At 63.2% G+C, this 11,802-nt stretch carries 11 protein-coding genes and 1 riboswitch; of the genes, 6 read left to right on the top strand and 5 right to left on the bottom strand.

The features are described from left to right. Window positions 1-21: 21 nt before the first annotated feature. A complete protein-coding gene (locus ACODR6_RS08250; RefSeq protein ID WP_489022132.1) occupies window positions 22-1,767 on the top strand; it encodes a glycerol-3-phosphate dehydrogenase/oxidase in 1,746 nt (581 codons plus the stop codon). 54 nt (window positions 1,768-1,821) lie between these two features. Here ACODR6_RS08250 and ACODR6_RS08255 read toward each other — a convergent pair whose 3' ends face one another. From ACODR6_RS08255 to ACODR6_RS08275, 5 genes are all read right to left on the bottom strand, one after another. Further along, on the bottom strand, window positions 1,822-2,298 hold the full coding sequence (locus ACODR6_RS08255; protein WP_112710987.1) for a 6,7-dimethyl-8-ribityllumazine synthase: 477 nt from the start codon (window positions 2,296-2,298) through the stop codon (window positions 1,822-1,824). Between the two features lie 112 nt (window positions 2,299-2,410). After that, a riboswitch (FMN riboswitch) is annotated at window positions 2,411-2,552 on the bottom strand. A 62-nt stretch (window positions 2,553-2,614) separates the two neighbouring features. Then, window positions 2,615-3,979 carry an FAD-containing oxidoreductase gene (locus tag ACODR6_RS08260; protein WP_489022135.1) on the bottom strand — a complete coding sequence of 455 codons (1,365 nt, stop codon included), beginning with the start codon at window positions 3,977-3,979 and terminating at the stop codon, window positions 2,615-2,617. Beyond that, window positions 3,976-4,437 (bottom strand): DUF4126 domain-containing protein, encoded by a 462-nt coding sequence (locus ACODR6_RS08265; protein ID WP_489022137.1) that lies wholly within the window; start codon window positions 4,435-4,437, stop codon window positions 3,976-3,978. Before ACODR6_RS08265 ends, ACODR6_RS08260 begins: the two co-directional genes overlap by 4 nt. Window positions 4,438-4,524: 87 nt before the next feature. Beyond that, window positions 4,525-5,757 (bottom strand): flavin monoamine oxidase family protein, encoded by a 1,233-nt coding sequence (locus ACODR6_RS08270; RefSeq protein ID WP_489022139.1) that lies wholly within the window; start codon window positions 5,755-5,757, stop codon window positions 4,525-4,527. Window positions 5,758-5,846: 89 nt separating this feature from the next. Continuing rightward, on the bottom strand, window positions 5,847-6,785 hold the full coding sequence (locus ACODR6_RS08275; RefSeq protein ID WP_489022141.1) for a LysR family transcriptional regulator: 939 nt from the start codon (window positions 6,783-6,785) through the stop codon (window positions 5,847-5,849). A gap of 251 nt (window positions 6,786-7,036) precedes the next feature. On the opposite strand from ACODR6_RS08275, the gene ACODR6_RS08280 reads away from it, so the two are divergent. From ACODR6_RS08280 to ACODR6_RS08300, 5 genes are all read left to right on the top strand, one after another. After that, window positions 7,037-8,248, top strand: coding sequence for an ABC transporter substrate-binding protein (locus tag ACODR6_RS08280; RefSeq protein WP_489022144.1), 1,212 nt, complete (start codon window positions 7,037-7,039; stop codon window positions 8,246-8,248). A gap of 3 nt (window positions 8,249-8,251) precedes the next feature. Beyond that, window positions 8,252-9,034, top strand: coding sequence for an ABC transporter ATP-binding protein (locus tag ACODR6_RS08285; RefSeq protein ID WP_489022145.1), 783 nt, complete (start codon window positions 8,252-8,254; stop codon window positions 9,032-9,034). After that, the gene (locus tag ACODR6_RS08290) at window positions 9,034-9,735 is read left to right on the top strand and encodes an ABC transporter ATP-binding protein (protein ID WP_112720570.1); all 702 of its coding nucleotides are present in this window, start codon (window positions 9,034-9,036) and stop codon (window positions 9,733-9,735) included. The genes ACODR6_RS08285 and ACODR6_RS08290 overlap by 1 nt, the downstream gene beginning before the upstream one ends. Window positions 9,736-9,923: 188 nt before the next feature. Further along, on the top strand, window positions 9,924-10,811 hold the full coding sequence (locus ACODR6_RS08295) for a branched-chain amino acid ABC transporter permease (protein WP_489022146.1): 888 nt from the start codon (window positions 9,924-9,926) through the stop codon (window positions 10,809-10,811). A 1-nt stretch (window position 10,812) separates the two neighbouring features. Next, complete coding sequence (locus tag ACODR6_RS08300; RefSeq protein WP_489022147.1) at window positions 10,813-11,802, top strand: branched-chain amino acid ABC transporter permease; 990 nt, start codon at window positions 10,813-10,815, stop codon at window positions 11,800-11,802.

Consider the following 11,802-nt stretch of genomic DNA (forward strand, 5'->3'; position numbering starts at 1 on the left):
CCGGCGATTTAGGATACGACCATGACAGCCGACATGCAGCAGCGCTTCTCGAACCTTGGAGAGGGCGATATCGACGTCCTGATCATCGGGGCGGGCATCAATGGCGCGGGGCTTTTCCGCGATCTCTCGGCGCAGGGCGTCAACTGCCTGATCGTCGACAAGAGCGATTTCGGATCCGGCACCAGCGCCGCACCCTCACGCCTTATCCACGGCGGCCTGAAATACCTCGAGACCGGCGAATTCGGCCTCGTGGCGCAATCGACGCTGGAGCGCAATCTGCTTCTCAAGAACGCGCCGCATTGCGTCGAGCCGCTGCCGACCTTCATCCCGGTCTTCTCCTGGACGCGTGGCATCTGGGCGGCCTTGCGCACGCTCTTCGGCTCGAAGACGGCACCGCGCAGCCGCGGGGCCGTGCTGATCAAGATCGGCCTCGGGCTATACGATTTCTTCGGCTCCCGCGACCGCGTCATGCCGAAGCACAGGTTGATCCTGAAGCGCCAGGCGCGCAAGGAAATGCCGCATGTCACGCCAGCGATCGTCGCCGGCGGCATCTATTACGACGCCAAGATCAGCCGCCCGGAGCGGCTTGTCTATGAGCTGGTCAAGGATGGCTGCGATGCCAATCCGAAAAGTCTGGCCGCCAATTTCGCGACGCTGGATTCCGTCGAGGAGGGCCGGCTGACATTCCGGCAAGCCAACGGATCGGGCTTCGCCGTGGAGCCAAAGCTCGTGGTCAACGCGGCGGGTCCCTGGATCGATCATGTCAATGCCGCACTCGGGGCGCCGTCACACCTGATCGGCGGCACCAAGGGATCGCATATCCTGCTCGACCACCCTGAACTGGTGCGCAGCCTGAACGGCCATATGATCTATTTCGAGGCCGACGACGGCCGCATCTGCCTCGTCTACAGCTATCTCGGGCTGGCGCTGGTCGGCTCGACCGATATTCCGGCGGATGACCCAGACAATGTCCTCTGCGAGGAGCCGGAGACCGATTACTTCCTCGAAAGCGTCCGCTCGCTGCTGCCGACGCTGCGCTTCGACCGCGACCAGATCGTTTACAGCTACAGCGGCATCCGCCCGCTGCCCGCCTCCGATGCAACGGCGCCGGGCCTGATCAGCCGCGATCATTCCGCACCGGTGAAGGAACCTGAAGACAACCGCCCGTTCCCGATCGTCTCGCTGGTCGGCGGCAAATGGACGACGTTCCGCGGCTTTGCCGAAGAAGTCGCCGATACCGTTCTCTCCCGCCTGCAGCGCGACCGCCGGGAATCCACGCGTTATCTGGCGATCGGCGGCGGCAAGGGCTTTCCCGTCGATGGCGAAAAGCGCGGACACTGGATCAAGGATCTGGCCGCGAAGGGCGGCGTGACGATCGAACGCGCCGACGAATTGCTGAGCCGCTACGGCACGACGGCTGCTGCGATCCTCACATTCGCTTCGGTTCAGTCAGACGAGACGAGACTGACAGGCGCGCCCCGACACAGCTTCAGGGAGATCGACTGGATCGCCAGAAGCGAGCTTGTCGTCCACCTCGCCGATATCGTGCTTCGCCGCACGACGCTGGCGATCGAGGGGCGGCTGACGATCGAAGGCTTGCGGGAGATCGCCGGCATCACAGCCGCAGCGCTCGGCTGGGATGCGGCGCGAACGGAAAGCGAGATCGCCGACGTCACCGGTCAATTGAGCCGCTTCCACGGCCAGACGCTGACGAGCACTGCGCCGGCTGCCGGCCGCGAAAAAACCCCGCGCCCGGCTTCGGGCTAAAGCCGCCTAATGGCAGACGCGCCGGCTACCGGCGCGTTGGCTTGTTTCATCCGATCAGAGCGCGGCGACCGCGAGGTTGCTGCGTGCCTCGAGAATTGCCCGGCAGGCGTTGGCAGCCTCCTGGCCCTTGATTACGAAGTGGTTCATGAAGAACTCGATATGGGCTTCGCTCTCCTGGAAGTGATGCGGCGTCAGCACTGCCGAGAGAACCGGGATGCTGGTATCCAGCTGCACGCGCATCAGGCCATCGAGAACGGTGCCCGCGACGAAGTCGTGCCGGTAGATGCCGCCATCGACCACGAAGGCGCAGCCGAGGACCGCGGCATATTTGCCGGTGCGGGCGAGCGTCTGTGCGTGAAGCGGGATTTCAAGCGCGCCGGGAACGTCGAATATCTCGACATCGGCGGCATTGCCGCCTTGCGCCTGCCACGTCGAAACGAAGGAATTCACACACTGGTCGACGATACCGGCATGCCAGCGGGCGCGCACGACGGCGATCTTGATGCCCTGGGGTTTGGTTGCGATAGTCATGTCTCTGCCTTTCAAGGGTGCCATTTCTGGCGGTTGCGTCGAGCCGCGAAGCGGCCCAATTCTCCCTTGGGCGAACAGCACTGCACACCTCTCGCGCGGAAAGGTGCTGCCTGCATGCTCTCTTCCATCCGGACTATACCGTCGGCTCCGGCCTCTCACCGGATCTGCTGACCTTCCATCTGCGGAAGCGCTCGCGGGCTCCGGGTTTCCCCGATACCGCCGGTGGGGAATTGCACCCCGCCCTGAGAACAGCGCGAGATAAATCCAATTTCAGCAAGGATGCAAGTCCGGAAACGGCGTCAGATGACCTGTTTGGTCAAACAGGCTTGAGATCGCCGATGATCGTCGGAATGAGCTCCGAGACGGTCGGATGGATCGGCACCGACCATTGCAGGACCGGATAGGTCGTCCCGGCATTCATGGCGTCGATGATCCCGTGGATCGCCTCGTCGCCCTCGATGCCGAGGAAGGCGGCGCCGAGGATTTCCTGGGTTTCCGCATCCGCGACGATCTTCATGAAGCCTTTGGTCTCGCCGCGTTCATTGGCGCGGCCGACACGGCTCATCGGCCGTTTCGAGACGGCGACCTTGCGGCCGGACGCGCGCGCCTGCTTCTCCGTCATCCCGGCCCGGCCGAGCGGCGGATCGATATAGAGCGCGTAGGCGGGAATGCGGCTCGACACCTTTCGGTCGCCGCCATCAAGCAGATTGGCGGCTGCGATCTCGAAGTCGTTATAGGACGTATGCGTGAAGGCGCCGTGGCCGTTGCAGTCGCCGAGCGCATAGATGCCCTCGACATTGGTCATCAGCCGGTCATCGACAGTGATGAAGCCGCGTTTGTCAGTCGCGACACCTGCCTTGTCGAGGCCGAGATCGCCGGTATTCGGCGTGCGACCGGTGGCGACGAGCACATGGCTGGCCTTGATATCCGGCTTGCCGGAAATCGAGACGGCGATGCCGTCACCCGCCTTGGCGAAAGCGATGTTCTCCGCTCCGGTATGAACGGCGATGCCTTCGGAAGCGATGATTTCCTCGATCGCATCCGAGATATCCTCGTCCTCGCGCGAGGCGAGTTTCGGGCCGCGCTCGATGACCGTCACCTCGGCGCCGAAGCGGCGGTACATCTGTGCGAATTCCAAGCCGATATAGCTGCCGCCGATCACCACGAGATGGCGGGGCAGGGTATCGATCTGGATGATCGAGGTGCTGGTGAGATAATCGACATCGGTGAGGCCCGGAAAATCCGGAATGGTCGGCCGGGCGCCGACATTCAGGAAGATCTGCGGCGCAGTCAGCACCTCGCCATTGACCGCGACGGTCCTGGCGCCGGTGAATGTCGCGTGGCCATAGATCACCTCCATGGTCTCCATGCCGGAGAACCAGCCGGTCAGCCCGTTGCGGGCGTTCATCGTCACGGTTTCGGCGCGCTTGCGCACCACCTTCATGTCGATCCCGATCGGACCCGAAATCTTGACGCCATAATCGCCGCCGGTGCGTGCCACATGCGCGGCGCGGGCGCTGGCGACCAGCGTCTTGGTCGGCATGCAGCCGGCATTGACGCAGGTGCCGCCGAGATATTTGCGCTCGATCAGCGCCACCTTCATGCCCTTCTCGGCCATGCGGGCAGCAAGAAAGGGACCGGCCTGGCCGGCCCCGATGAAGATGGCGTCGTAGGTCTTCATGCGACCGCCGAGATGATGAGGATGGCGCCGACGATGGCGATCGCGTCTTCGATCAGCGCCGCCGGCGTATCCTTGCCGAAAATGGCCGCGAGCTTGCCGCGGACGGCAGCGCCGCCAAGCGTTCCAACGACCGCGCCGACCACACCGGCAATCAGGCCGCCTACGAGCGAACCGCCGGAAGCCCCGATCGTGGCGCCGGTCAGTGCACCCATGATGATGCGGGCGCCGAACTGCATCGGCACCTTGCGGCTCGGCGTCGTCGGCAGCTGGTCGGTGATCAGCTCGACGGCGGCGAGCACCGTGAAGATCCACGGCGTCCACTTGTAGCCCATGAAGGCAAGCGGGGTCTGCGATACGTCGAACCAGCCGAGAGCCGCGCCCCAGGCAACGGCGGCGGGTGCAGTCATGGCCCGAAGGCCGGCAATGATCCCAATCAAAAATGCAAGAAATAGAAGCATGCGAGGGTCCCCTTCCTCTGCGACTGCCGAAACGGCAAAGCCAGCGTGGCACAAAGCTCTACCGGTTGCAATTGGGGGTAGACGGCTCTACCGGCCTAGTGCCTGCAGCGCCTCTTCCGCGGCGCGAAGCCCGCTTTGATAGGCGCCGTGGGCCGTCGAAAAATCCGTCTGGTGCGTTGCTTCGCCGGCAAAAAATACCCTGCCGTCATAGGGCTTTGCCAGCTCGAGGCGAGCATCGGCCTGGCCGGGCAGGGCGTGGCTGTAGCCACCGCGGATCGAGGGCGTATTCGTCCACTCCGAGGCGGCGAGCGGGCGCAACTCTTTGCGGATACCGGAACCGAAGATCGCCGCCAGTTCATCCATTGCATGCGGGAAGGCACCGTCCGGATGGGTTGCGACGGCGCGGGCTCCGGCTCCGCCGAGAAAGACCTCGATCACGGGTTTGCCGAAGGGGCGTATATAATAGGTGCCGGTCTTCGGATCGCGCGGATTGCCGAGGACATGGCTCTCGGCTTCGAAGCTGTTGCCGCCGGTTATTTGGAAATAGAGCTTCTCGTTATTGCCGAGCGGCAGTTTTGCCGCTGCCTCGCGCCACGGATCGAGCGGCGAGGGCATCCGAATAAAGCCGCCCGCAAGCACATTGGTGGAGACGGCGATGATGACAGCCTTCGGCCTCACAGCGCCCTGCGCTGTCTGCAGCACCACCCGGCTTCCGCCGAGCGCAATCGACTGCACCATCGTCCCGACATGCAGCTCCACCGAAGCCGGCATGGTCGAGGCGACAAGCGCGCCGTAGCCGGTCTCGACCCGCCAGTTATACTCCGTCGAGGCCTCGTCATAGGCAGCATAGTCTTTAGCGGAGATCCCCTCCAGCTCGTCGCCGCTGATATAGCCGCTCAGCGCCTGCAGATAGGCGAGCCAGGGTTCTCCGGGCTCCACCGCGTCGATGGCGCAATCGCTTGGCGGCGGCGTATCGGCGACACGCTCGCTCCAGCGGGCAAAGGCGGCGCGGGCAGCCTCACGTTCGGCCTGCGGAAAGCCGAAATCGCGATCCTGCCGGTGCCAGGCGCTTGGCTTGCGATCGACTGAAATCCCGGCGTCTTCGGCAATCCGCGTCCAGGGATTGCGGTCGCCGGAATGCAGCCAGCCGCAACCGAGATCGATCGCGGCGACAGGTGTCTGCAACGTCCAGGCACGGCCGCCGATGCGGGGCAGGGCTTCGAAGACGGAAACCGAGAGGCCGCTTGCCGCAAGCCTTCTTGCTGCGCCGACGCCTGCGGCGCCCGCTCCGATGATGGCAATATCCGGTTCTGAATTCATGGGGCAAATAGACTCAAACGATGTCTCATCATGCGCCTTGTGTCAGGGAGCAGGCAAGCCGCCTGACGGCCTCGCCGGTACTGAAACACTCACCCGCCCTTGCGCCCGGCCTGCACGGCAAAGGGCGGAATGAACCGGGCATCCGGCCAGGTGACGGCCTCGCGCAGGAAATCGATGACGGCGCGCACGCGCGGCGCCTGCTTCAGGTCCTGATGGCAGGTGATCCAGTAGCTGCGGGTCAGATCCACCTCCTCGGGCAGCACGCGCTCGAGCTCCGGATAGCGGCTGGCGAAGAAATAGGGCAGCACGCACAGCCCCAGCCCGTTACGCGTCGCCGTCAGCTGCGCGAAAATGCTGGAGCTCTGGAATTGCGGCCGGATGCGCGGATGGACATCGCCGAGATAATCGAGCCCCGGGGCAAAGATCATCTCCTCGATATAGCTGATGAACGGATGCGACAGCAGATCCTCGCGGCTCAAGACCGGGGCGCTGGCGGCGAGATAATCCCGCGATCCATAGACCTGCAGATGATAGTCGGTGAGCTTCTCGGCATAGTAGGGGCCGCCCTTGGGTTCATCGAGCACGACGCTGATATCCGCCTCCTTACGCGACAGCGACATGATCTGCTGGATCGTGACCAGTTCCAGCGACAGATGCGGATGCCGCTCGGCAAATTGCGGCAGCACGGTCGCAAAGAAGAAGTTCGCGAACCCCTCCGGCGCGCTGAGGCGCACGACACCGCGCTGCGCCATCGCGCCGGTGGCGAGGTCGGCGCGCAGCCGCTCCGTCTCCTGTTCCATCTTCTCGGCGGTCTCGACGAACCGGTTGCCCATCGCCGTCAGCACATAGCCGCGCGGATTGCGCTCGAACAGCTTCACCTTTAGTGCAAATTCCAGCCGGTCGATCCGACGCGACACCGTCGCATGACTGGTCCGCAACTGCCGCGCCGCCGTCGACAGCTGCCCGGTTCTGGCCACCGCTAGAAAAAACTGCAGGTCGTCCCAAGTAAACTGCGAGGAATTGGTCATTCGGCTCCGTATCGGTCTTAGCCTTTGGTCTAATGCCGGCTGCGGCGGCGTGTCGCCGCGAGGCCGGATTCAGCGCTCTTGGTACGGTTCTGTGCAAAAATGAACAGATACTGTTTGGAATTATTTGTAAACGCTTGGTTGCTTCATCGGAAAAATTCCGTGATCGTGGGCGTTGAGTGGCTGTCTTGAGGAGGACGGCTCGTCAAATTTGAACAGACTCGCAATCTGCCAATCTCTGGGAGGAGAGACATATGCGAAAGAGCTTCATTGCATCCGTTGCATTTCTGCTTGCAAGCAGCACGGCCGTCTTCGCGCAGAGCGCGACGGTTTCCGACGGCAAGGTCAAGATCGGCATCCTGAACGACCAGTCGGGCGTCTACGCGGATTTCGGCGGCAAGTCTTCGGTGGAGGCCGCCAAGATGGCGGTCGAGGATTTCGGCGGCAAGGTTCTCGACATGCCGATCGAGATCGTCGATGCCGACCACCAGAACAAGCCCGACGTCGCCTCGAATATTGCCCGCCAGTGGTATGACACCGAGCAGGTGGATGCGATCATGGAGCTGACGACATCCTCGGTGGCGCTCGCCGTCCAGGCCGTCGCCAAGGAACAGAAGAAGATCGACATCGTCACCGGTGCGGCAACTACCGACCTGACCGGCAAGGCCTGCAGCCCCTATGGCTTCCACTGGGCCTATGACACGCACGCTCTCGCCGTCGGCACCGGCGGCGCGCTCGTCAAACAGGGCGGCGACAGCTGGTTCTTCCTGACCGCCGACTATGCCTTCGGCTATTCGCTGGAGCAGCAGACCGGCGATTTCGTCAAGGCGAATGGCGGCACGATCGTCGGTTCGGTGCGTCACCCGCTGTCGAGCCAGGATTTCTCGTCCTTCCTGCTGCAGGCGCAGTCTTCGGGTGCCAAGGTCATCGGCCTTGCCAATGCCGGTCTCGATACCGCGAACGCCATCAAGCAGGCGGCCGAATTCGGCATCGTCCAGGGCGGCCAGCGCCTTGCGGCTCTGCTCTTCACGCTCGCCGAAGTCCACGGCCTTGGCCTCGAAGCGGCGCAGGGCCTGACGCTGACCGAAGGCTATTACTGGAACCGCGACGATGAGAGCCGCGCTTTCGGGAAGAAGTTCTTTGACCGCACTGGCAAGATGCCGAACATGATCCATGCAGGCACTTATTCGGCCGTGCTCCAGTACCTGAAGGCCGTGCAGAAGGCCGGCACCGACGAGACGGAAGCGGTTGCCAAGCAGCTGCATGAAATGCCCGTCGACGACGTCTTCGGCCGCGGCGGCACAGTCGGCGCCAACGGCCGCATGATCCACGACATGTACCTGCTGCAGGTCAAGAAGCCTGACGAGAGCAAGGAGCCGTGGGATTACTTCAACGTGCTCGCCACCATTCCCGGCAAGGAAGCCTATATCGATCCCGCCAAGAGCGGCTGCGATCTGGTGAAGTGATCCATGGCGGTTTCCGCACCAGTGACTGACACGAAGCCGCGGGTGGTTCTTTCCGCCCGCGGCCTTAGACGGGATTTCGGCGGTTTCACCGCGGTGAAGAATGTCGATCTCGATATCCATGATGCCAGCGTCCACGCGCTGATCGGCCCGAACGGGGCGGGCAAGACAACGGTCTTCAACCTGCTCACAAAGTTCCTGCAGCCGACGGCGGGTACGATTACGCTGATGGGCACCGATATCACCAGGACGCCCCCCGACAGGGTGGCGCGCATGGGGCTCGTCCGCTCCTTCCAGATTTCAGCGGTCTTTCCGCATCTTTCCGTGCTCGACAATGTGCGGGTCGCGCTGCAGCGGCCGAACAATCTGTCGACGCAGTTCTGGCGGCCGCTCTCGGCGCTCGATCAGCTGACCGGCCGGGCCGAGCAGCTCTTGACGAGCGTCGGTCTTTCCAAGGAGCGCGATGCGATCGCCGCCGATCTTTCCTACGGCCGCAAGCGCGTGCTGGAGATCGCCACGACGCTGGCGCTCGATCCCAAGGTGCTGCTGCTCGACGAGCCGATGGCCGGCATGGGGCAGGAGGATGTCAGCGTCGTTTCCGCCATCATCCGCGATGTCGCCCGCGACCGGGCCGTGCTGATGGTCGAGCACAATCTCTCCGTGGTCGCCAATATCTGCCAGCATGTGACCGTGCTGCAGCGGGGCGAAATCCTCGCCGAGGGCGATTACGCGACGGTCAGCCAGGATCCGCGTGTGCGCCAGGCCTATATGGGCTCGGAGGAGGGCTGATGGCGCCACTGCTCGAAATTCAGGGGCTGAACGCCTGGTACGGCGAAAGCCACATCCTGCATGGCATCGACATGACGGTCGGTGAGGGCGAGACGATCACCATCCTCGGCCGCAACGGCGTCGGCAAGACGACGACGCTGCGCACCATCACCGGCATCGTGCGCGCCCGAAAGGGAAAGATCAGCTTTGCCGGAACCGACATGATGCAGGTGCCGCTGCACAAGACAGCGCATAAGGGCATCGGCTTCGTACCCGAGGAGCGTGGCATCTTCTCGACGTTGACCGTCTCCGAAAACCTGCTGCTGCCGCCCGTCGTCGCCGAAGGCGGGATGACTGTTGACGAGATCTACGAGCTCTTCCCGAACCTCTACGAGCGGCGGGCAAGCTCCGGCACCAAGCTTTCGGGCGGCGAACAGCAGATGCTGGCGATCGCCCGCGTGTTGCGCACCGGCGTGAAGATGCTTCTGCTCGATGAACCGACGGAAGGATTGGCGCCCGTCATCGTCCAGCGCATCGGCGAGGTGCTGAAGACGCTGAAACAGCGCGGCATGACGATCCTGCTCGTCGAGCAGAACTTCCGCTTCGCCAGCCGCATCGCCGACCGCTTCTATCTGATGGATCATGGGCAGGTGGTGTCGGAATTCCCGGTCGGCGAACTGCCGCAGCGGATGGATACGCTGCACAAGGTTTTGGGGGTTTAGGTTATGGTTGCGTTCCTGATCAAGACCCCTCCCCAACCCCTCCCCACAAGGGGGAGGGGCTTATTTCGCCGCACCGCCGACATCCGATTGACGCGAGCGTGCGCCGCGAGTCTTCTCCCCCCTCGTGGGGGAGATGGCCGGCAGGCCAGAGAGGGCATTTCATCCCACAGAAATGAGGAGATCGCCCCATGACCATGATCTTCGGCATCCCCCTCCAGGCATTCCTCGGTCAGCTTCTCATCGGCCTGATCAACGGCTCCTTCTACGCGCTGCTCAGCCTCGGCCTCGCCATCATCTTCGGCCTGCTGCGGGTCATCAACTTCGCCCATGGCGCGCAATACATGCTCGGGGCCTTCGTCGCCTATCTGATGCTTGCCTATGGCGGTATTGGCTATTGGCCGGCGCTGATCCTGGCGCCTGTCGTTGTCGGCCTCTTCGGGGCCGTCATCGAGCGGCTGTTCCTGCGGCGGCTCTATGATCTCGATCCGCTCTATGGCCTGCTCTTCACCTTCGGCATGGCGCTGGCGATCGAGGGGACGTTCCGCTATCTCTACGGCTCCTCCGGTCAGCCCTATGCGACGCCCGCAGCACTCGCCGGCGGCACCAATCTCGGCTTCATGTTCCTGCCGATCTATCGCGGCTGGGTGGTCATCGTCTCGCTGGTCATCTGCATCGGCACTTGGCTGCTGATCGAGAAGACCAAGCTCGGCGCCTATCTGCGTGCCGCCACCGAAAACACGACGCTGGTGCAGGTCTTCGGCGTCAACGTTCCGCTGCTGCTGACGCTGACCTACGCGCTGGGCGCCGGTCTGGCGGCTTTCGCGGGCGTCTTGGCGGCGCCGATTTACCAGGTATCGCCGCTGATGGGCTCGAACATCATCATCGTCGTCTTCGCCGTCGTGGTCGTCGGCGGCATGGGCTCGATCATGGGGGCGATCATCACAGGCTATGTGCTCGGCATTGCCGAGGGCCTGACCAAGGTTTTCTATCCTGAGGCGTCGAACATCGTGATCTTCGTGATCATGGCGATCGTGCTTCTCATCCGGCCTGCGGGCCTCTTCGGCCGGGATGCGTGACATGACTGACATCACCGAAACCATCCGCACGGAAAAGAGCCGCATCGCGCTATCGGTCCAGGCCGGGTTCCTGGTCATCGGCCTGCTGCTTCTGCTGCTGGCGCCGTTCTTCTTCTACCCGATCTTCCTGATGAAGCTGCTGTGCTTCGCGCTCTTTGCCTGCGCCTTCAACCTGCTGCTCGGCTATACCGGGCTGCTCTCCTTCGGCCACGCGACCTTCTTCGGCGGCGCGGCCTATTTCACCGCCTATACGGTGAAGGAATGGGGCCTGCCGCCGGAGCTCGGCATTCTCGTCGGCGTCGCGGGCGCGGCGTTCCTCGGGCTGATCATGGGCTATATCGCGATCCGCCGGCAGGGCATCTATTTCGCAATGATCACGCTGGCGCTGTCGCAGATGTTCTTCTTCTTCTGCCTGCAGGCGGAGTTCACCGAGGGCGAGGACGGCATCCAGTCCGTGCCGCGCGGCCATCTTCTCGGCTTCATCGACCTGAACGACTCCACGAACATGTATTTCTTCGTCCTCGCCGTCTTCATCATCGGTCTCCTCATCATCTGGCGCTTCATCAACTCGCCCTTCGGCATGATCCTGAAATCGATCCGCGAGAACGAGCAGCGCGCCATATCGCTCGGCTATTCCGTGGCGCGATACAAGCTCGGTGCCTTCGTGATGTCGGCGGCCCTTGCCGGACTTGCGGGCGCGGTCAAATCGCTGGTCTTCCAGTTCGCGACGCTGACCGATGTTGCCTGGCAGATGTCGGGCGAGGTGATCCTGATGACGCTGCTCGGCGGTATCGGCACGCTGATCGGGCCGATCTTCGGCGCCGGGCTCGTGGTGACGCTGCAGAACTACCTCGCGACCTCGGAATTCCCTGTCACGATCATCACCGGCGTCGTCTTCATGGTCTGCGTGCTGATTTTCCGCTGTGGTATCATCGGCGAGTTCTACGCGTCGCGGATCGGCCGCAGGCTAGGCTTTGTCTATCGCCGCTGA

This window comes from Rhizobium sp. FG96, from assembly GCF_057808655.1.